We start from the raw sequence: 21,825 nt of genomic DNA, 5'->3' as shown, positions 1-21,825 counted from the left end.
AGGGAGAACAATGGCTGTATTTATTAATAAAGATACAAAGGTAATTGTACAAGGGATTACAGGCGAAACAGCGCTATTCCATACGAAGCAGATGCTTGATTATGGTACAAAAATCGTAGCAGGCGTAACACCTGGTAAGGGAGGTCTTGAAATTGAAGGCGTACCTGTGTTCAATACTGTAGCTGAGGCTGTAGCAGCAACAGGTGCAACAACATCGGTTATTTATGTACCAGCACCTTTTGCAGCAGATGCCATTTTAGAAGCTGTTGATGCTGAGCTAGAATTAACAATTTGTATTACAGAACATATTCCTGTCCTTGACATGGTGAAGGTTAAACGCTTTATGGAAGGCAAAAAAACACGCCTAGTTGGTCCAAACTGTCCAGGTGTTATTACGGCTGATGAGTGTAAGATTGGTATTATGCCTGGTTATATTCATACAAAAGGGCATGTTGGTGTAGTTTCACGTTCTGGTACATTAACGTATGAAGCGGTACACCAATTGACGCAAGCTGGTATTGGTCAAACAACGGCTGTAGGTATCGGAGGAGACCCTGTAAATGGGACTAACTTTATTGATGCCCTTGAAGCATTCAACAATGATCCTGAAACATATGCAGTTGTCATGATTGGGGAAATTGGTGGTACTGCTGAAGAAGAAGCAGCTGAGTGGATTAAAGCAAATATGACAAAGCCGGTTGTTGGCTTTATTGGTGGACAAACAGCCCCTCCAGGGAAACGTATGGGACATGCAGGTGCCATTATTTCTGGCGGTAAAGGGACGGCTGCTGAAAAAATTAAAGCAATGAACGAAGCTGGTATTGAAGTTGCTGAAACACCTTCTGTTATCGGCGAAACACTTATTAAGGTAATTAAAGAAAAAGGGCTATACGAAAAATGTAAAACCCATTAAAATGGAAGATGTAGCACATTGTGGCTACATCTTTTTCTCTGTCTCGGTAGATGGTAAACCTGTTCGTAGCTTTACAAACGGCGGTGTTTGTACAGTTACATGCTAGACGCACACAACAAAAGTCGACAAGGCGAAGCTACAGGACGGGTCATATTCTATTTTTTGTGCTGAAATAACAATTGCGGTCATTTAATTTCTTCTATTATAAAGGAGGTTTTTAAATGATTTTCTCAGTAGATACACAGAGATTACTAGCTATGCATTATATATATCCATTACCACTCAAAAAACTTCAACAATTATTGTCCCCGGTGGATGTATTGAGTTATTTTGAAGAAGCGCACCCTGAAGAGATTGCGGGTGCATTGCAAATAACATGGCAAAAAGCGCTGCTAATGATTCGGAATTTTCAACGTGTTCGACACTTGCCATTTGAAGAGGCTTACGCACAAGCAAATATTTTCCCCATACCATTTAATCACCCATATTTCCCGGCGCAATTATTTGAAATACCTAGTCCACCTACTGTATTGTATGTGAAAGGTCAGTCTGCTCTGCTAGCAAGAGATAAACGGATAGCTATAATAGGCTCTAGAAAGGCTACAGCCTATACAAGAACGGCAATGGACTTAATCGTCCCTCCGCTTGTTGCGCACGAATATACGGTTGTCAGTGGGCTTGCACGAGGTGCTGATACAATGGCTCATGAAGCGACGATTAAATTTGGTGGACAAACAATTGCCGTGTTAGGTCATGGTTTTCATTATGTCTATCCTAAGGAAAACCAAGCACTTGCTCAGCACATGGCAGAAAACCATTTACTTGTTACAGAGTATCCACCTTATATGCGACCGGCAAAATGGCAATTTCCTATGCGTAACCGGCTAATAAGTGGTCTGACTCAAGCAATCGTTGTCACGGAGGCTGCGCTAAAAAGTGGGACGTTAATTACGACAGAATGCGCATTAGAGCAAGGCAAAGATGTATTTGTCGTTCCCGGACCGATTAATAAAGAGCAGTCAAAAGGGACAAATAAATTACTTATAGAAGGAGCTATACCCGTGTGCGATGGTCACCAAATCGTTGAAACACTTTCGCTCTTTTCTAGCAAAAATTGAAAAAAAGTTGCATTATCTTAAAATCTGTTATACATTTTGCAACAGGTAACTTAAAAAATTAGCAATAGACCTCGCTAAGGGGGAGACATAGATGGCGGATTATTTAGTGATTGTAGAATCACCAGCAAAAGCAAAAACAATTGAACGTTATTTAGGAAAAAAATATAAAGTAAAAGCATCTGTTGGACATGTGCGTGACTTACCACGAAGTCAAATGGGTGTAGATACTGAAAATAATTACGAACCTAAATATATTACAATTCGCGGAAAAGGACCTGTTTTACAGGAACTGAAGTCTGCGGCTAAAAAAGTGAAGAAAGTCTATCTAGCGGCCGATCCAGACCGCGAGGGAGAAGCGATTGCTTGGCACCTTGCGACGGCATTAAATATTGATATTAATTCAGACTGTCGAGTTGTTTTTAATGAAATTACAAAAGATGCGATTTTAGATTCCTTTAAAAACCCACGTGCCATTAATATGGACTTAGTGGATGCTCAACAAACACGTCGGATGTTAGATCGTCTAGTAGGCTATAATATAAGCCCAATTCTTTGGAAAAAAGTAAAGAAGGGCTTATCAGCAGGTCGCGTACAATCGGTTGCACTTCGTATGATCATTGATCGTGAAAATGAAATTAAAAACTTCCAACCAGAAGAGTATTGGACGATTGAAGGCTCTTTTGAAAAGGGCAAAAAGACATTCGATGCACTGTATTACGGTAACGGCAAAGAAAAAATCAAATTATCGAATGAAGAGCAAGTAAAGTCGATTTTAAAAAATGTCAAAGGTACAGCATTTGAAGTTGTCAATGTGACGAAAAAAGAACGTAAACGAAATGCTGCGCCTGCTTTTACGACATCTTCTTTACAACAAGAAGCAGCGCGAAAGTTAAATTTCCGTGCGAAGAAAACGATGATGCTGGCACAGCAATTGTATGAAGGTATTGATATTGGTAAAAAAGAAGGTACAGTAGGTTTAATCACGTACATGCGTACAGATTCAACACGTATATCTGAAACTGCAAAAGCGGAAGCGGTTTCTTATATTGAGACAAAGTATGGGAAAGAATATATCTCGACAGAAACAAAGCAGGCCAAAAAAGCATCGAATGCGCAAGATGCCCATGAAGCCATTCGTCCAACAAGTACGATGCGAACACCGGATGAGTTAAAAACAGTGCTTAGTCGCGATCAGCTACGCTTATACCGTTTGATTTGGGAGCGCTTTATTGCGAGTCAAATGGCCCCTGCTGTTTTAGATACAGTGGCTGTAGATCTTCAGAATAATGATGCTTTATTCCGTGCAAACGGTTCACAGGTCAAATTTGCCGGATTTATGAAACTCTATATTGAAGGTACAGATGATCAAACAGAAGAAACGACGAAACTTCTACCGGAAATGGAAATCGGCGATCAGGTGACATCACTTGAAATCGAACCGAAGCAACACTTTACACAGCCTCCACCGCGTTATTCAGAAGCGCGTCTTGTGAAAACAATGGAAGAGTTAGGAATAGGACGACCGTCGACATATGCACCGACCCTCGATACAATTCAACGCCGCGGCTATGTTGTGCTTGATGCCAAAAGATTTATGCCGACAGAGCTAGGTGAAATTGTCCACCAACAAATGCTGGAATTTTTCCCTGATATCATCAATATCGAATTTACAGCAAAAATGGAACAAGATCTCGATGATGTTGAAGAAGGTAGTCGTAAATGGGTTGAAGTAATCGATGATTTTTATAAAGACTTTGAAGTTCATGTCAAGCATGCGGATGCTGAAATGGAGAAAGTAGTAATTAAAGATGAACCGGCTGGCGAGGATTGCGAAAAATGTGGTTCACCAATGGTATTCAAACTGGGGCGCTATGGAAAATTTATGGCTTGCTCGAACTTCCCAGATTGCCGAAATACAAAAGCAATTATGAAGCCAATCGGGGTTAAATGCCCTTCTTGTGAAACAGGTGAAATTGTTGAGCGTAAAAGTAAAACAAAGCGTTTATTTTATGGATGTAATCAATATCCAGAATGCGAATTTGTATCATGGGATAAACCGATTAGTAGACCATGCCCGAAATGTAGTGCATTATTAGTAGAGAAAAAATTAAAAAAAGGTGTACAAATTCAGTGTACGAAATGTGACTATGAAGAGACACCAACACAATGATAGGAAGATGGTAAGAACATGACTGAACTAGTTGTAAATGTAATAGGTGCTGGCCTTGGAGGAAGTGAAGCGGCTTGGCAAATTGCTAAACGTGGAGTAAAAGTTAAACTTTATGAAATGCGCCCTGTTAAACAAACACCTGCCCACCATACTGATAAATTTGCAGAGCTTGTTTGTTCAAACTCGTTACGTGCTAATACACTGACAAATGCAGTAGGTGTTATTAAAGAAGAAATGCGTTTATTAGACTCTGTTATTTTAAAAGCAGCTGATGCATGCTCAGTACCAGCAGGTGGTGCACTTGCAGTTGACCGTCATGAGTTTGCAGGCTATGTAACGGAAGCGGTAAAAAATCACCCACTAGTGGAAGTAATACATGAAGAAGTTACAGAAATTCCAGAGGGCATTACGGTTATTGCAACAGGCCCACTGACTTCAAAAGCACTAGCTGAAAAAATTCAAGGATTAACAGGTCTCGACTATTTATATTTCTATGATGCAGCTGCACCAATTATTGAAAAAGATAGCATCGATATGGATAAAGTATATTTAAAATCTCGTTATGATAAAGGTGAAGCGGCTTATTTAAACTGTCCTATGACAAAAGAAGAATTCGACCGTTTCCGCCAAGCATTGATTGAAGCAGAAGTTGTGCCATTAAAAGAATTTGAAAAAGAAATTTATTTTGAAGGCTGCATGCCAATCGAAGTAATGGCAGCTCGTGGTGAAAAAACAATGTTATTTGGACCGATGAAGCCAGTAGGGCTTGAAGATCCAAAAACAGGTAAACGACCATATGCGGTAGTACAATTGCGCCAAGATGATGCAGCAGGTACCCTTTACAATATCGTAGGTTTCCAAACTCACTTAAAGTGGGGGCCGCAAAAGGAAGTACTACAACTAATTCCTGGACTAGAAAATGTTGAAATCGTTCGCTATGGTGTAATGCACAGAAATACTTTCATTAATTCACCGAAAGTTTTAGAGAAAACATATCAGTTACGTGAACAAAAAAATATTTTCTTTGCTGGTCAAATGACGGGTGTAGAAGGTTATGTAGAATCAGCAGGAAGCGGTTTAATTGCTGGCATTAATGCGGCACGTTTAGCATTGGGACAAGAACCAATTATTTTCCCATTCGAAACGGCATTAGGAAGTATGGCGCGTTATATAACAGAAGCACAATCGAAAAACTTCCAACCGATGAATGTCAACTTTGGCATATTCCCTGAATTACCACCTGGACGTCGTTCAAAACCAGAACGTGCAGAAATGCATGCTGCACGTGCAATGAGCACAATTCAAAATTTTGTGAATTCACAAACAATTTAATTGCCAAAAGCCTCTAAAAGTTGATATACTCTTAGAGGCTTTTTCTTTTATGTAGACAAAATGCTTATTTACACGTATTTTATTATTTTGTATAGAGATTTTCTCAAAATATAACCATTTTCACTTGCTATATTACGAAGATAGGTATAGTGTCAATATGTATGTTTTTTAAAGATTACTAAAGCAACAAATTGATTTAGATGGCCGCAATTGTTTTACCATTTGAATTTGTTGGTAATAGTAATGAGAGAAGGTTACGAATAATTCATTGGTGGTGAATCTTTCATGTTAGTTTCGTCCCAAGAAGCACTTGAACAGTTTATGCTTTACATCCAGGTAGAAAAAAACTTCTCTGTTCATACTGTGCGAGAATATGAATCAGACCTACTAGATTTTTTAGCGTTTTTACAGGCAGAAGGCGTTAATGATTTAGCTAGTGTTGAGTATATACATGCACGTCTATATGTAACGAAGTTGTACGATGAAAAGAAAGCAAGAACTTCTGTATCAAGGAAGATTTCATCAATCCGCTCCTTTTTTCGCTTTCTAAATAAACAGCACGGCTTGGATGATGGCGCTTTTCGATCGCTCTATCATCCGAAAAAAGAATCACGTTTACCAAGTTTTTTTTATGAACAAGAATTAATGCAGCTTTTTGATGCGAATGTAGGCGATGATTTGAAATCGTTGCGCAATATGGCGATTTTAGAGTTATTATATGCAACGGGCATTCGTGTGAGTGAGCTCACATCCATTATGGTAGGAGATATAGATTTCCGTTATTCTATTGTTCGGGTAATGGGTAAAGGAAGAAAAGAACGTATTATACCATTTGGTCAATTTGCGAGTGTGGCTATACAGCACTACATAGAGCAGGCTCGTCCACGTTTGATGAAACAAACAAATCATGAGCAATTATTTGTCAACATGCGTGGTGGGGAACTTACACCACGAGGGGTACGTCATATTTTAAATGAAATGATTGACAAGACCTCACTCCATACGAAAATATACCCACATATGCTTCGCCATACTTTTGCTACACATTTACTGAATCATGGCGCGGATTTACGGACGGTGCAGGAGTTACTGGGCCACGCGCATTTAACTTCAACACAGGTTTATACGCATGTAACAAATGAGCATCTTCGTCAAACATATATGAATGCCCATCCAAGGGCATAATAGAGGCTAAGGAGGAAGGCAAATGGGACAAATCCATGCGACTACGATATTTGCGGTACATCATAACGGCGGGTGCGCTATGGCTGGCGATGGTCAAGTGACACTTGGCAATGCGGTTGTCATGAAAGGAACTGCAAGGAAGGTCAGACGTCTGTTTAATGGTCAGGTGCTGGCAGGCTTTGCAGGGTCGGTAGCTGATGCATTTACACTTTTTGAAATGTTTGAAGCGAAATTAAACGAATATAATGGGAATTTACAGCGGGCTGCTGTAGAAGTAGCAAAACAATGGCGCGGTGATAAAATGCTACGCCAACTAGAAGCGATGTTACTTGTAATGGATAAAAGTACACTACTCCTTGTATCTGGTACGGGAGAAGTGATCGAACCAGACGATGGTATTTTAGCAATTGGTTCTGGTGGGAATTATGCATTATCAGCAGGTCGAGCTCTAAAAAAATATGCAGGTGAAACAATGACTGCCCGAGAGATTGCGGAGGCAGCGTTAGAAACTGCCGCTGAAATTTGTGTATTTACAAACCATAATATTATCGTGGAGGCACTTAACTAATGACACCACAAAACTTAACGCCAAGACAAATTACTGAGCATTTGGATCGTTTTATCGTAGGGCAAAATGAGGCGAAAAGAGCGGTAGCTATTGCATTACGAAATCGTTATCGTCGTTCTCTTCTAGCGGATGATATGAAGGCTGAGGTTATTCCAAAAAATATTTTAATGATTGGACCAACTGGAGTTGGGAAAACTGAAATTGCAAGAAGAATTGCAAAGCTTACGAATGCACCATTCGTGAAAGTTGAAGCAACGAAATTTACAGAAGTGGGCTACGTTGGACGCGATGTGGAGTCGATGGTACGCGATGTTGTAGAGGCTGCTCATCGTCTAGTGAAGGAAGAGATGATGGAGTCTGTGAAGGAGCAAGCGGAAGAATTGGCAAATGAAGCCATTGTAAAATTACTTGTCCCTTCTTTACGTAAAAAACAGGCTATGCAAAATCCGTTTGAAATGTTATTTGGTGGCAAAGAACAACAAACGCATGATGATACATCTTCTGAAGAAACGGAAGTGCGCTCAAAACGTGCGCAAATCGCAATTGATTTACGCAATGGCAAATTAGAAAATGAGTGGGTTACAGTTGAAGTAACGGAGCAAAGTCCGTCGATTTTTGATGCATTGCAAGGAACAGGGATGGATATGTCTGCCAATAGTGGTATGCAAGACATGTTGTCTAGCTTAATGCCTAAAAAACAGAAAAAACGCAGAGTGCAAGTAAAAGATGCACGTCGTATTTTAACTATAGAGGAAGCAAATAAGCTGATTGACGCAGATGAGGTGTCACAAGAAGCGATTGCTAGAGCAGAACAATCTGGGATTATATTTATTGATGAAATCGATAAAATCGCAAGCAAAGACACGAACTCTTCTGCCAGTGTTTCACGCGAGGGTGTTCAGCGCGATATCTTGCCGATTGTCGAAGGTTCTACTGTGACGACAAAGTATGGGGCGGTCAAAACAGACTACATGCTTTTCATTGCAGCAGGTGCTTTCCATATGTCAAAGCCATCCGATTTGATTCCAGAATTACAGGGGCGATTCCCTATCCGTGTTGAATTAGAAAAATTAACGAAGCAAGATTTTGTTCGTATTTTAAAGGAACCAGATCAATCACTTATTTTGCAATATAAAGCATTGTTAGAAACAGAAGGTGTAGCAATCGATTTTGCAGAAAATGCAATTGAACGAATTGCAGAAATTGCTACAGAGGTTAACCAAGAAACCGATAATATTGGTGCACGTCGTTTGCATACAATTTTAGAACGCTTGTTAGAAGAATTATCGTTTGAAGCTTCTGAAATAGCACCAGCGCAAATTGAAATAACAGCTGCTTATGTTGACCAAAAGCTAGCGGGTATTGTAAAAAACAAAGATTTGTCACAGTTTATACTGTAGGCAAGGCTTGTTAGTATCATTCAATTGTAAAAAACTTTAGAATATTAAATAAATACGGTATGGATTATTTATAGGAGGAACACATAATGAACTTATTAGAAAAAACACGTAAAATTAACTCGATGCTCCAAGCATCTGCAGGTAAGCCGGTAAACTTTAAAGAAATGGCTGACACACTAGGTGATATTATTGACAGCAACGTTTATATTGTGAGCCGTAAAGGTAAGCTTTTAGGTATTTCAATTCACCAACAAATTGAAAATGAGCGTATGAAAAAAATGTTCGAAGAGCGTCAATTCCCAGAAGAATATACACATAGCTTATTTACAATTTCTGAAACATCTTCAAACCTAGATATAAACAATGAACATACTGCGTTCCCTGTAGAAAATAAAGATTTATTCCAAAGCGCTTTAACAACAATTGTTCCAATCGTTGGTGGCGGTGAACGTTTAGGTACTTTAATTTTAGCCCGTTTATCAGCTCAATTTGAAGATGATGATTTAATTTTAGCTGAGTACGGTGCAACAGTAGTAGGTATGGAAATTTTACGTGAGAAATCAGAAGAGATTGAAGAAGAAGCGCGTAGCAAAGCTGTTGTACAAATGGCGATTAACTCACTTTCATATAGTGAATTAGAAGCGATTGAACATATTTTTGAAGAGCTAGATGGTAACGAAGGTTTATTAGTTGCTTCAAAAATTGCTGACCGCGTAGGTATTACACGTTCAGTAATCGTCAATGCATTACGTAAACTAGAATCTGCAGGTGTCATTGAATCACGCTCTCTAGGTATGAAGGGAACTTACATTAAAGTATTAAACGATAAGTTCTTAAATGCACTTGCTGAAATTAAAATGAAATAATTAAAAAAGCTCCCTCAAATGATTTTGAGGGAGCTTTTCACTGTAACTAAGCGTTGTTTTAGTTATCTCAACTATATACATTGTTAATATGTTAAGCCTTACTTAGCTTTTCTTACGTGCAAATGGTATCTCAACAAATGGTATATGTGTCATTTTTGTGAATGGTACCAATCTTGTATTTTTAATAGGGAAAAATATGGTAGGGCTTTTTTAGTAGGGAAATTTAAAATCCATCTTCTGTAAGTGCAATAACTGCATCCTAAGGTCTGTTTATTGTGGAAAAGGGGAGGTAGCTTTAGCAAAACAAAGGGACAATTAAAATCCGTTAAGCAAAGAATTAATGCTTATCCGAGAATAACTTGCTGATTTCCGCGTAATTCAATCTTTACATATAAAGAATTTTTCAGAGAAGCAACTGAAAAGTACTCAGTTTGAAGATAGTACATCTGACAATGGGGTATGCATTTCAATAGCCTTTTTTGTCGATGTGCGAAAATTTTCATAATTACATTTCTAGAAGGTTACTTATATAATCATATTAAAAATAGTAAAAAGGGACTTTTTTTTACCGAAAAATCACAATTTGTAATTTATATCCAACCCTGTCTAGTAATAAACAGGGAGATAATTGATACTAATACAGTAAACACTGTCGAAATAGTGTAAAATAACTAGAAATAAGACGAAACGCATCGACGCTTAGTGCCCCAAGGGATGGGGCATATTTGTCCCGGTTAAACTTCTGAAAAAATAGGGCGTATCTACTATTAAAAAATGACAAAAGACAATAGACACTACGTATCATCTTAATTACAATTGTATTATTGGATAAAATAAGAAGTACATAGATTGAATTAAAATGAGGTGAATGGTTTTGAACTTATTTGGAGGAACTATTAGTAGCCTGGAAAATGGACTTTCCTATGCAACTTTGAATCATAAAACAATCGCAAATAACATTGCGAATGTCGATACACCAAATTATAAGGCGAAAAGTGTAAGTTTTAAGGATATGTTGGAGAAAGAGAAACAAATTTCTATTTCGGCATATCGCACAGATAGTAGACATTATGATTTCGAAATAAGACAATCGACACCAGGTGTCCATAATGTTGACGGCTTACGATATCGAAATAACGGAAATGCTGTAGATATGGATGCTGAACAAACGAAATTAGCAGAAAATCAAATCTACTACAATGCTTTAATAGACCGTGTAAATGGTAAGTTAAATACACTCAATACAGTTATTAAAGGAGGTAAGTAATAAATGTCTATATTTCATGGAATGAATACCACTGCCTCTGCTTTAACAGCACAAAGGTTGCGCATGGATGTTATTTCTTCCAATATGGCAAACATGGATACAACTCGTGCTAAACAAGTAAATGGGGAATGGGAGCCATACCGCCGGAAGTCTGTCACTTTTTCCGCGCAGGAAGGGCAATTTTCAAAGTTTCTTAATGTTGCACTCGGAAAAAATGCTAAAGGTGGCGTGGGGAATGGCGTAAAAGTATCGCAAATTAAGGAAGATACAGAAACACCTTTCAAATTAGTGTATGATCCGACACATCCGGATGCAAATGCAGAAGGCTATGTCAATATGCCAAATGTTGACCCGTTAAAAGAAATGGTAGATTTAATGTCTGCTACTCGTTCATACGAGGCGAACATAACAGTTTTAAATGCAAATAAGTCCATGCTGACAAAGGCGTTGGAGATTGGTAAATAAACATAAAGAAAGGATGGATACATAATGGCAATTTCGTCCGTTTCACTAATGACACCTACTCAGGTTGTAAATGAAACAAATAAACTAAAAACGACACCTTACGAAGCGCAACAAAGCTTTGCGAATTCGTTAAAAGAGGCAATAGCGAAAGTGAATGATCAGCAAATCACTTCTGATAAATTTACACAAAAGCTAATAACTGGTGGAGATGTGGAGTTGCACGAAGTAATGATTGCATCTCAAAAGGCGAGCATTACATTAAACGCAACAATTGAAGTTCGCAATAAGGTGATTGAAGCTTACCAAGAAATAATGCGAATGAGTGTCTAATTAAATTGCGTTGGTGAAGAAAGACACCAATCCAATTAATTAGGCTTCTCATGGAACGATACATTTTATATTCAATACTTCCATGAGATTCCACTGTTATCGCGAATTATTGATTGCTAGGTTATTCACTATAACCGGAGGATTCATAATGAATGAACGATTGACGAAAATAAAAACCGACACCAGCCAATTTTGGAAAAGTCGAAGTAAAACACAAAAAATAGTAATGCTTAGTTCTGTAGTAGGTGTGATAGCACTTGCAGCCATCATTACGTTTTTTGCAACAAAAACTACATATGTTCCGCTCTATAAAGATTTATCCACAAGAGAAATTGGGCAAGTAAAAGAAGCATTGGATTCTCAAGGTGTAAAATATGAAATTGCCCCAGGAGGCACATCTATATTAGTGCCTCAAGAACAGGTTGACTCTTTATTGGTGCAACTAGCATCAGAAGGATATCCTCAGACTGGAACAATCGATTACTCTTTTGCTAATAGTTCTGGCTTCGGTATGACGGACAATGAATTCAATTTATTGAAAAAAGCCGCAACTGAAACAGAAATTGCTAAGCTAATCAAAAATCTAGAGGGCGTAAAAGATGCAAAAGTGATGATCACTCTTCCTGAAGAAGGAGTTTTCATACAGGATGTAAAAGAAGATGCGACTGCATCCATTGTATTGAATACAGATCCTGGCTATAAGTTTACAGAACAACAAATTGCAACAATGTACAACTTAGTTTCAAAAAGTATTCCGAATTTAAAAACTGATAACATTGTGATCTCGAATCAATTCTCAGAGTACTTTGATTTAAATGCTGCAACAACAGATGGTACATCGACAACAACAGCTGAAGGTCAATTACAAATGAAGAAATTGGTTGAACGTGACCTACAACGTCAAGTGCAAAATATGCTAGGAACACTGATGGGACAAGATAAAGTAATTGTTTCTGTTACAACAGACATTGACTTTAAAAAGGAAAATCGTGAAGAGAACTTAGTGACACCAGTTGATGAAGAGAATATGGAAGGGATTGCGATTAGCGCCCAACGTATTACAGAGCAATATTCTGGTACTGGTAATGCAGCAATGGGTACACCTGAGGCTGAAACAACTACAGATAATTTCACAACATACAATGAGGGTGCAACAGGAAATGGTGATTATGAACGTACGGAAGAAACTATTAATAATGACGTCAACCGTATTCGTAAAGATATTCAAGAAGCACCATATAAAATTCAAGATATTGGCATCCAAGTAATTGTTGAACCACCTACAGCTACAGACGCTGCATCATTACCTGATGGTGTACAACAAGACATTGAGAAAATTTTAAGTACAATTGTTCGTACAACAATTTCAAAGGATGTAGCAGCGGTACTTACTCAAGAGCAAATTGATGAAAAAGTGGCTGTTTCTGTCCAACCGTTAAATGGTAAGGTAGCTGATACTGCTGATGAAACACCTGTTATCCCATGGTGGGTTTGGGTAGTTGGAGGTATTTTACTAGCTGTTATTCTATTACTTGCATTCTTTATTATCCGTTCACGTAAACGTGCGAAGGAAGAAGAAGAGTTAAGTATCCTAGAAGAACAAGAAGAATTGATGATTGATGATATTAATGAAGAAATTGAAACGGAAGCTACAATGCGTCGTAAGCAACTTGAAAAAATGGCGAAAGAAAAGCCTGATGATTTTGCAAAGTTACTGCGTAGTTGGATTGCGGAAGACTAACTAGGAGGTTCTGCTGTGTCCAAGAAAGATAAGGAATTAACCGGAAAACAAAAGGCCGCACTCTTGTTAATTTCATTAGGGCCTGAGGTTTCAGCTTCTGTCTATAAACATTTAACTGAGGAAGAAATTGAACGTTTAACGTTAGAAATTTCAAGTGTTAAAAAAGTAGAAGCAAATGTAAAAGAAGAAATTATTGAAGAATTCCACAATATTGCACTTGCGCAAGATTATATTACACAAGGCGGTATTGGCTACGCGAAGACGGTATTAGAGAAAGCACTAGGTATTGAACAAGCTCAAACAATCATTAATCGTTTGACTTCTTCTTTACAAGTGCGCCCATTCGACTTTGCACGTAGAGCAGATCCTGCACAAATTTTTAACTTTATTCAAAATGAACATCCACAAACAATTGCCCTTATTCTCTCGTATTTAGAAGCAGGACAAGCGGGTGTTATTTTATCTTCATTACCACAAGAAGTACAAGCTGATATAGCTAAACGTATTGCGATGATGGAGTCAACTTCACCAGAAGTAATTAGTGAAATTGAGTCTGTCTTAGAACGTAAACTATCTTCAACTGTGACGCAAGACTACACAGAAACTGGTGGTATCGACGCAGTCGTTGAAGTATTAAATGGTGTAGACCGACAAACAGAAAAAACGATTCTCGATGCACTCGAAATTCAAGACCCAGAGCTTGCAGAAGAAATCAAAAAACGCATGTTTGTATTCGAAGATATTGTTACGCTTGATAACCGTTCGATTCAGCGTGTTATCCGTGATTGTGAAAACGAAGATTTACTCCTTTCAATGAAAGTGTCAAGCGAAGAAGTAAAAGATATTATCTTCCGAAATATGTCACAACGAATGGCAGATACTTTCAAAGAAGAAATGGAAATTATGGGGCCAGTTCGTTTGCGTGACGTAGAAGAAGCTCAATCGCGAATTGTTGCTGTTATTCGTCGCTTAGAGGATGCTGGTGAGATTATTATTGCACGTGGTGGAGGAGATGACGTCATTGTCTAGAATCATCCGTTCTGTATACACACAGTCCAATGGCGATAATGTAAAGAAGATACAAATACGTGATATGTTTGATATACCCGAAATGGAGACAAATGAAACATCCCATCATCAAATGACAATGGAAGATGTATTTGCCGAACGTGATCGTTTACTTGCAGAGGCTCGAGCTGAAATTCAAGCGGCACGACAAGCCTTTGAACAAGAGATGCAAATGCACTTCCAAGAAATTGAGCATATGAAACAAAGCTGGGAAGAAGAACGCCCAAATCGTGTACAAGAAGCGTATGATGAAGGGTATGGTCAAGGCTATGAGGATGGTACAAACAGAGCCACGGAAGCAATGGCGCAATCCCTTCAAACAGCGAATGAAATCATTGTACAAGCTGGGGAAAATGCGAAAAAATATATCGAAGATCAAGAAGCAATTATTTTAGAACTAGGTTTAACTGCTGCAGAACGTATTATAGGGACTTCATTAGAGCAAAACGATGAATTATATCTATCCATTGTTCGTAGAGGTCTTAAAGAAGCGAGAGAAATGAAGGAGATTAAAATCTACGTTTCTCCTACATATTATGGCTTAATTACATCTAATCGTGATGAGTTGGCCGAAATGTTCCCAACAGACGTACCATTTATGATTTTTGTTAACGAAGATTTTGCAAATGAAACAGATTGCTATATCGAAACAAATTATGGTCGGATAGTTGTTAGTATTGACGAGCAATTAAATGAATTAAGAATCAAGCTACATGAAATATTAGAAAGTAAGGAATGATCGACATGAAAACGGCTCAATTAATCGAACAAATTCCAAATATACCGACTTTCAAAAAGTTTGGTAGAGTAACGCGAGTTGTCGGCTTAATGATTGAGTCGCAAGGTCCCGATAGTTCCATCGGTGATGTGTGTAAAATTCATGTTGAAACGTCGAAAAACGGCCATCAAATCATTTTGGCAGAAGTTGTTGGCTTCAAAGATGAAATTGTTGTTTTGATGCCTTATACTTCGCTTCGAGAAATATCGATTGGTTGCTTAGTAGAAGGAACAGGGGCGCCGCTTGAAATTAAAGTGGGACCAGAGTTAATTGGGAAGGTTCTAGATTCAATGGGGAATCCTATTGATGGTACTTTATTACCGAAAGGATTAATGTCTGTTCCTACAGAACAAGATCCACCCAATCCCCTTACTCGTCCGCCAATTAATGAAAGACTTGAGGTTGGAGTAAAAGCAATTGATGGTATGTTAACTGTCGGTAACGGACAACGTGTAGGTATCTTCGCCGGCTCTGGGGTAGGTAAAAGTACATTACTAGGCATGATTGCACGCAATACACAAGCGGATTTAAATGTCATTGCGTTAGTTGGAGAGCGTGGCCGTGAGGTGCGCGAATTTATTGAAAGAGATTTAGGATCTGAGGGGTTAAGCCGCTCAATTGTTGTGGCAGCTACGTCAGACCAACCAGCACTAATGCGTATTAAAGGAGCGTTTACTGCAACAGCTATTGCAGAGTACTTTAGAAATCGTGGCTTAAATGTCATGTTGATGATGGATTCCGTTACACGTGTTGCAATGGCACAGCGGGAAATAGGGCTTGCAACAGGAGAGCCCCCTGCTCAAAAAGGTTATACGCCATCTGTATTTGCGATTTTACCAAAGTTATTAGAGCGTACGGGGACAAATGAAAAAGGTTCGATTACTGCCTTTTACACGGTACTAGTTGATGGTGATGATATGAACGAGCCTATAGCTGATACAGTGCGAGGTATTTTAGATGGACATATTGTACTTGACCGAAACCTTGCCAATAAGGGCCAATATCCTGCTATTAATGTGCTGAAAAGCGTCAGTCGTTTAATGAATCATGTGGCAGAGCCAGCGCATAAAAAAGCGGCCGAGCGTTTACGTGAGCTTTATTATACATATGACAAATCTGAGGACTTAATTAATATCGGTGCCTATAAACGTGGGACATCTAAAGAGATTGATGAGGCCATTTATTATGAACCGCTTATTACGGCTTATTTAAAGCAAGGGTATTTAGATAAGGTGACGCTTGAGGAAAGTATGAATGAGTTGATTACATTATCGAACGGTGGTGGCAAGTAGGTTGGTTAGTTATATGTATCGTTTTGAAAAAGTGTTAACCATTCGAGAACAAGAAAAAAATGAAACTGAAATTGCCTATAAAGAAGCTGTTCGTTCTTTTGAAGAGGTTGCAACAAAGTTGTATGACTTGCTGAAAAAGAAAGAGAATTTAATAGAATTTCAGCAAGAACGTTTAGTTGTAGGATCATCAATAGAAGAAATTCATCACTATGCTCGTTTTATTGATAGCCTTGAAAAGACTATTGCCGACGTACAACAAAAGGTTGTACAGGCACGTTCTAAAATGAATTGGTACGAAGAAAAACTATTAGAAAAAAACTTGGAAGTACGTAAATTTGAAAAAATGCGTGAAAAAGATTATAAGTCATTTCAACAAGAACAAGATCGCATCGAGAGCATATTTTTAGATGAAATTTCTTCACTTACGTATTTCAAGAAAGAAATCAGGTGATTTCATGGCGAAAAAAGAAAACCGTATTAAAACTGAATTAGAAGTACAACAGCCACCACGTAAATCAGGAGGTTTCCAAAAGTTTTTTATCTGGATATTAATACCTGTTATGTTTGTAGTCGCGGTGTTACTTGTTGTAGCAACGTTAATGAATACGAACGTCTTTGATTTAGGAAAAAAGGCAGTAAGTAGCTTACCTTTTGTTGAATCAGAGGCACAACAAGCGAAAGATGCTGTTGTAATTGATGATTCCAAAGTTGTAAGTTTACAGGCAGAAATACAAGAAAAAGAAGCCGAAATAGCGCAATTACAAAAAAAATTAGATGACACGACAACTGAGAAAGAAAAATTGTTGACAGAACAAGAGAAATTACTGTTTGAAATAGAAAAATTAAATAGAGAACAAGATGATGTGAAACGTGATTTCAATGATATTTTGTCTACTTTTGATAAGATGTCACCTAAAGCAGCAGCACCGGTGCTTATAAAAATGAGCGATGCACAGGCATTGCGCATTTTATCAAGTTTAAAACCTGATAAGTTAGCTGCTATTTTAGAGAAAATGGAACCACAAGATGCTGCGAAATATACTGAACTGATGGCTAAACAATAAAAAAACAATTGAAAAGGAGGTGAAAACATGAATATTGCAATGATGAATATGACGGCTTCTAAAGTAAACACTGCTTCACCGAAAGCTGTGTCAGCTAGTAATGCTGAAGTAAAAACAAATGCAGGAACAGCTCAAGATAAAGTATCAAAATTTGGATCTGTATTTGGACAAGTAGTAGCTTCAACGAACCAGCAAAATAACATATCACAAAGCAGTGAAACACAAGATGGCGATAAGTTAGCTGAACTAGAGGAATTATTAAATACTCAATCTATCGAGGAATTGTTAGATTTGTTAGAGATCCCGCACGACGAAGGCTTGTTAATGCTTCAAATAGGGGAAGATGGCAAAGCAGTAGCTATGGATGAAATGTTGAATTTAGACAATTTAATGGCTGCATTGAATGTAGATAAAGAGCAAATTCAGAAATTGGTTCAACAACTTCTAGGGGAAGAACAGCAAGCGAGTGATGTGTGGGAGCTACTAACTTTAGTAGACGCTCAAGCACCTGTGTTACAGACGCAGTTAGTAGCTGCTTTACAAGGTGAAGGACAAGTAACGCCCGAGGAGGCAACAACGCTACTTCAAGTATTAAAACTAACACAATTAGTTGGACAAAAAGCAGATTTAACAATGTCTCAAGAAAATAGTTTGTCAAACGTTCAACAATTTTTAACAACGGTGCAAACGCAAATTGAAACGATTCAAACTGCGCAACCAGTTACCACAAAAACAACTGTTACATTGCCGTTGCAAGGTTTCCAACAAGTCATTCAGCAAGTACAAGTGACGAAACAAAGCGATACAAATGCTAATGAAATGGTGACAGCGAATACAGTACAAACAAAAGCAGATACATTCCAAGTAACTTTGCCAACAGCTAAGCCAGCTCAATCGGAAGCATTACTGAAAGAAATGCAGGCAATCATCAATAAAGCTCAAATTTCTAATGCGCAAGGAATTACACGTTTAACATTAAAATTATATCCTGAAAATCTTGGTACAATTCGAATCGAGCTTGTCCAAAATGACGGTGTTTTAACTGCGCGTCTACTAGCATCTACTGCGCACGGGCGTGAACTGCTTGACAGTCAAGCACATCAGTTAAAGCAAGCGTTTGTTCAGCAAAATATCCAAGTGGAGCGACTAGATATTGCACAGTCGTTGCAGGATGCTGATAGACAACAGCGAGATCAACACTTCTTTAACAACTTCTTTAAGCGACAACAGCAAGAAGAACAAGAGCAACAAAATGAGGATAACGAAGAGAGTATGTCCTTCCATGATTATTTAGAAATTGAGGAGGTGTAAACAGTGGCTGAAACGAAAATTTCAAATGATCTTTACTATTCAAACTATAGTGCCCCAACTAAACAAACAGGTAGCAGTGAGCTCGGTAAAGATGCATTTTTAAAGTTATTAATTACACAATTACAACATCAAGATCCAACAAATCCTATGGATGACCGAGAATTTATTGCTCAAATGGCACAGTTCTCGTCTTTAGAACAAATGCAAAATATGACAAAGGCGATGGAATCATTGCTGATGTCTCAACAACAATCGCAGCTTATGAACTATACATCATTTGTTGGCAAAGAAGTAAAATGGCATGAAATCTCAAAAGAAGTGGATAAAGATAATAAGCCGATTGTAATAGAAGGCTCAGGCGTTATCCAATCTTTAAAATTTGTTGATGGGGAAGCCGTGTTTGTATTAGCAGATGGCAAGGAAATATTCCCTGGAAATATCTCTGCTATTCTTGGTAATAAAGAAACGAGCACAGGTGAAAACAATACATCAACTGAATCACCGCTTGTACAAGCGAGTATGCTAATCGGCAAAAATGTTACGTACAAAGACGGGGAACAAGATGCACAAGGTAGAATCACTTCTGTATCTAATAAAGATGGCATTATATATTACGAATTAGCAAATGGCAAAAAACTAGCAGGGAAAGAATTTACAGTAATTAGCGAATAAAGGTGGTGGAGAGAGATGGATAAATTTTCAATTCATCGTGTCCCATTGTATCCAACTATTCGCCAAAAGCAACCTACACCTACCAATACACAGCAATCGTTTAGCGCGCATTTACATGAGGCGACGAATCAACAGGAGCTAAAAGTCAGTAAGCATGCTTATGAACGCATTAAAGAGCGTAATATCGCGATTACTGAACAGGAATGGCAGGTTGTATCTGACAAGGTATTTGAGGCACATTCCAAAGGTGTCAAACAACCATTAGTCTTGATGGATCAAGCAGCTTTAATTGTCAGTGCTAAAAATGCTACTGTTATTACAGCAATGGATCGCACGGAAGCAAAGCAACAACTGTTTACTAATATTGATGGCACAATCGTGCTTTAAGGCTGGACCTTCTTTAGTAAGGAAGCCTATGTGTTGCTGACTGACAGAGGCACACAATTCAAAAATGAAGGGAGAACGACAACTTATGTTACGTTCTATGTATTCAGGTATTTCAGGTCTTAAAAACTTCCAAACAAAGCTAGATGTTATCGGCAATAATATTGCCAATGTAAACACGTATGGATTTAAAAAAGGTCGCGTGATTTTCAAAGACATCCTATCTCAAACAAGCGGAGGTGCTTCAGCTGCAACACCTACTCGTGGTGGTACAAACCCTATACAAGTAGGTCTTGGTTCAACACTTGCAGCAATTGATACAGTTCACGGTTCTGGCTCACGTCAAACGACAAACCGCCCATTGGATCTTGCCATTCAAGGTGAAGGCTTCTTTATGGTAGCTGACTCTGTATCAAATACGGATGGTGTTGCAGAAAACTATACAAACGTTGTTTATACGCGTGCAGGTAACTTCTACATGGATAATGCAGGTTATTTAGTGAATGCAGAGGGGAAATATTTAGTGGGGCATGCCAATGATACATTGTATGGAACTGACTCAACTGAAAGTAATGCAGAAGCAGATAAAAATGCCAGCCCGCTGAATGGAATAACGGAGGATTTACTTGGAGAAAACGATACTTTTACTTTTGACGGTAATAACCCAATTAAAATCCCAACAACTGCAAAAGAGTTGAGTATTGGTCCGGATGGAACGGTTGAATATGTGGATGCCAATGGATATAGACAATATGCAGGTCAAATTGTTATGGTTAAATTCCCTAATGCTGGTGGTCTTGAAAAAGTAGGGAGTAACTACTTCCAAGCAACTGCGAACTCTGGAGCACCTTATGGACAAATTGCTACAGTAGCAGGTATGGGGTCAATTACGGCAGGGGCACTTGAAATGTCCAACGTAGACTTATCTGAAGAATTTACTGAAATGATTGTAGCGCAACGTGGCTTCCAAGCGAATACGCGTATTATCACTACATCAGATGAGGTTCTTCAAGAGTTAGTTAACTTAAAACGATAGTTTAGAAATTAGTTACTTCTAGTTTCGAAAGCTGTTATATCATAGTTTTTAAGCCTTTAAGTATGCAACCAAATAGCTGCTAGTAATTTAGTAGAGCTTTGGATGATGTCACAAGAGGTTATGCGTAGAGGGCGTTCGAGCTATAAAACATAATTTTCAATATGAGGGAGGGTCGGGCCGGCTCTTGCGCTAGACCGGCCCTATTTCAATGATTGAACTAACACGACTAAATGGCAAAGCATTTACACTAAATGCTTTATACATAGAAACAGTCGAATCTTTCCCAGATACGACTATTACTTTAACAACAGGAACAAAAATTATTGTGTTACAGAGTGAAGATGAGGTGCGACAAAAGGCAACAGCTTTTTATAACAATATACAAGTACTATCAAACCCGCATCTACGAGGTGAAGAAGATGAAGAATAATAAAGTGTTAACGATGATTATCATCGTACTAGTGGCGATTATACTTATTGGCGTTATTGCGTTTGTATTATTTACTCAATTCAATAAGCCGGCAGCATCACTTGAACCATCAATAGACGATATTGTAGAAGCCTCTGTTGATGTTCCTGAAATTATGACCAATCTTGCTGATAAAAGGGTTGTGCGCATGACGCTAAAAATCCAAACTACTAGCAAGGACGCTGCAGAAGAGTTAAAGAAGCGTGATTTCCAAACGAATAATTTAATTATTCAAGAGCTTTCAGAAATGGAACAAAAAGATTTAGATGGCAAGCAAGGTAAAATAATGTTTGAAAAGGCAATAAAAACACAGTTAAATGAATTGATGCAAGAGGGAGAAATTCAACAAGTATATATTACCTCCTACATCTTTCAATAAAAATTAGAAACTGCTTG

Annotated in this window: 23 protein-coding genes; all 23 read left to right on the top strand. The window is 38.3% G+C overall.

Annotated features, from left to right (window positions below; genetic code table 11):
• The first annotated feature begins 10 nt into the window (after positions 1–10).
• The 23 genes from sucD to fliL all read left to right on the top strand — a co-directional run bounded on the left by sucD (position 11) and on the right by fliL (position 21,808).
• On the top strand, positions 11–913 hold the full coding sequence (sucD, locus tag FC748_RS12385; protein WP_024362047.1) for a succinate--CoA ligase subunit alpha: 903 nt from the start codon (positions 11–13) through the stop codon (positions 911–913).
• A 221-nt stretch (positions 914–1,134) separates the two neighbouring features.
• The gene (gene dprA / locus FC748_RS12380) at positions 1,135–2,031 is read left to right on the top strand and encodes a DNA-processing protein DprA (RefSeq protein WP_108029518.1); all 897 of its coding nucleotides are present in this window, start codon (positions 1,135–1,137) and stop codon (positions 2,029–2,031) included.
• A 91-nt stretch (positions 2,032–2,122) separates the two neighbouring features.
• A complete protein-coding gene (gene topA, locus FC748_RS12375; protein WP_024362045.1) occupies positions 2,123–4,201 on the top strand; it encodes a type I DNA topoisomerase in 2,079 nt (692 codons plus the stop codon).
• Positions 4,202–4,219: 18 nt separating this feature from the next.
• A complete protein-coding gene (trmFO, locus tag FC748_RS12370) occupies positions 4,220–5,533 on the top strand; it encodes an FADH(2)-oxidizing methylenetetrahydrofolate--tRNA-(uracil(54)-C(5))-methyltransferase TrmFO (RefSeq protein ID WP_108029519.1) in 1,314 nt (437 codons plus the stop codon).
• A gap of 285 nt (positions 5,534–5,818) precedes the next feature.
• Positions 5,819–6,718, top strand: a complete 900-nt coding sequence (gene xerC / locus FC748_RS12365) for a tyrosine recombinase XerC (protein WP_024362043.1) — start codon at positions 5,819–5,821, stop codon at positions 6,716–6,718.
• Positions 6,719–6,740: 22 nt separating this feature from the next.
• Positions 6,741–7,286 (top strand): ATP-dependent protease subunit HslV, encoded by a 546-nt coding sequence (gene hslV, locus FC748_RS12360; RefSeq protein ID WP_024362042.1) that lies wholly within the window; start codon positions 6,741–6,743, stop codon positions 7,284–7,286.
• Positions 7,286–8,686, top strand: coding sequence for an ATP-dependent protease ATPase subunit HslU (gene hslU, locus FC748_RS12355; RefSeq protein WP_024362041.1), 1,401 nt, complete (start codon positions 7,286–7,288; stop codon positions 8,684–8,686). Before hslV ends, hslU begins: the two co-directional genes overlap by 1 nt.
• Positions 8,687–8,772: 86 nt before the next feature.
• Entirely contained in the window at positions 8,773–9,552 is a 780-nt protein-coding gene (codY, locus tag FC748_RS12350) for a GTP-sensing pleiotropic transcriptional regulator CodY (RefSeq protein WP_024362040.1), read from the top strand.
• Positions 9,553–10,426: 874 nt separating this feature from the next.
• Complete coding sequence (gene flgB, locus FC748_RS12345) at positions 10,427–10,819, top strand: flagellar basal body rod protein FlgB (RefSeq protein WP_024362039.1); 393 nt, start codon at positions 10,427–10,429, stop codon at positions 10,817–10,819.
• Positions 10,820–10,822: 3 nt separating this feature from the next.
• Positions 10,823–11,284 carry a flagellar basal body rod protein FlgC gene (gene flgC, locus FC748_RS12340; RefSeq protein ID WP_024362038.1) on the top strand — a complete coding sequence of 154 codons (462 nt, stop codon included), beginning with the start codon at positions 10,823–10,825 and terminating at the stop codon, positions 11,282–11,284.
• 24 nt (positions 11,285–11,308) lie between these two features.
• A complete protein-coding gene (gene fliE, locus FC748_RS12335; RefSeq protein WP_024362037.1) occupies positions 11,309–11,614 on the top strand; it encodes a flagellar hook-basal body complex protein FliE in 306 nt (101 codons plus the stop codon).
• Between the two features lie 148 nt (positions 11,615–11,762).
• Positions 11,763–13,355, top strand: coding sequence for a flagellar basal-body MS-ring/collar protein FliF (gene fliF / locus FC748_RS12330; RefSeq protein ID WP_105928922.1), 1,593 nt, complete (start codon positions 11,763–11,765; stop codon positions 13,353–13,355).
• Positions 13,356–13,370: 15 nt separating this feature from the next.
• Entirely contained in the window at positions 13,371–14,384 is a 1,014-nt protein-coding gene (gene fliG, locus FC748_RS12325) for a flagellar motor switch protein FliG (RefSeq protein WP_024362036.1), read from the top strand.
• Positions 14,377–15,162 carry a flagellar assembly protein FliH gene (gene fliH, locus FC748_RS12320; RefSeq protein ID WP_108029520.1) on the top strand — a complete coding sequence of 262 codons (786 nt, stop codon included), beginning with the start codon at positions 14,377–14,379 and terminating at the stop codon, positions 15,160–15,162. Before fliG ends, fliH begins: the two co-directional genes overlap by 8 nt.
• 5 nt (positions 15,163–15,167) lie before the next feature.
• Entirely contained in the window at positions 15,168–16,493 is a 1,326-nt protein-coding gene (gene fliI / locus FC748_RS12315; protein WP_024362034.1) for a flagellar protein export ATPase FliI, read from the top strand.
• Between the two features lies 1 nt (position 16,494).
• On the top strand, positions 16,495–16,944 hold the full coding sequence (fliJ, locus tag FC748_RS12310) for a flagellar export protein FliJ (RefSeq protein WP_024362033.1): 450 nt from the start codon (positions 16,495–16,497) through the stop codon (positions 16,942–16,944).
• Positions 16,945–16,948: 4 nt separating this feature from the next.
• The gene (locus FC748_RS12305) at positions 16,949–17,557 is read left to right on the top strand and encodes a MotE family protein (protein ID WP_024362032.1); all 609 of its coding nucleotides are present in this window, start codon (positions 16,949–16,951) and stop codon (positions 17,555–17,557) included.
• Between the two features lie 27 nt (positions 17,558–17,584).
• On the top strand, positions 17,585–18,868 hold the full coding sequence (locus FC748_RS12300) for a flagellar hook-length control protein FliK (RefSeq protein ID WP_108029521.1): 1,284 nt from the start codon (positions 17,585–17,587) through the stop codon (positions 18,866–18,868).
• A gap of 3 nt (positions 18,869–18,871) precedes the next feature.
• The gene (gene flgD / locus FC748_RS12295) at positions 18,872–19,540 is read left to right on the top strand and encodes a flagellar hook assembly protein FlgD (RefSeq protein WP_024362030.1); all 669 of its coding nucleotides are present in this window, start codon (positions 18,872–18,874) and stop codon (positions 19,538–19,540) included.
• A 15-nt stretch (positions 19,541–19,555) separates the two neighbouring features.
• Positions 19,556–19,927, top strand: coding sequence for a TIGR02530 family flagellar biosynthesis protein (locus tag FC748_RS12290; protein WP_025218795.1), 372 nt, complete (start codon positions 19,556–19,558; stop codon positions 19,925–19,927).
• An 85-nt stretch (positions 19,928–20,012) separates the two neighbouring features.
• Complete coding sequence (flgG, locus tag FC748_RS12285; protein WP_108029522.1) at positions 20,013–20,960, top strand: flagellar basal body rod protein FlgG; 948 nt, start codon at positions 20,013–20,015, stop codon at positions 20,958–20,960.
• 208 nt (positions 20,961–21,168) lie between these two features.
• The gene (locus FC748_RS12280; RefSeq protein ID WP_024362027.1) at positions 21,169–21,390 is read left to right on the top strand and encodes a flagellar FlbD family protein; all 222 of its coding nucleotides are present in this window, start codon (positions 21,169–21,171) and stop codon (positions 21,388–21,390) included.
• Positions 21,380–21,808 carry a flagellar basal body-associated protein FliL gene (gene fliL, locus FC748_RS12275; RefSeq protein WP_024362026.1) on the top strand — a complete coding sequence of 143 codons (429 nt, stop codon included), beginning with the start codon at positions 21,380–21,382 and terminating at the stop codon, positions 21,806–21,808. Before FC748_RS12280 ends, fliL begins: the two co-directional genes overlap by 11 nt.
• Positions 21,809–21,825 lie beyond the last annotated feature (17 nt).

It is taken from the genome of Lysinibacillus sphaericus, assembly GCF_005217585.1.
Taxonomy (GTDB): Bacteria; Bacillota; Bacilli; order Bacillales_A; family Planococcaceae; genus Lysinibacillus; species Lysinibacillus sphaericus.
This window is presented reverse-complemented; position numbering and strand designations above follow the sequence as displayed.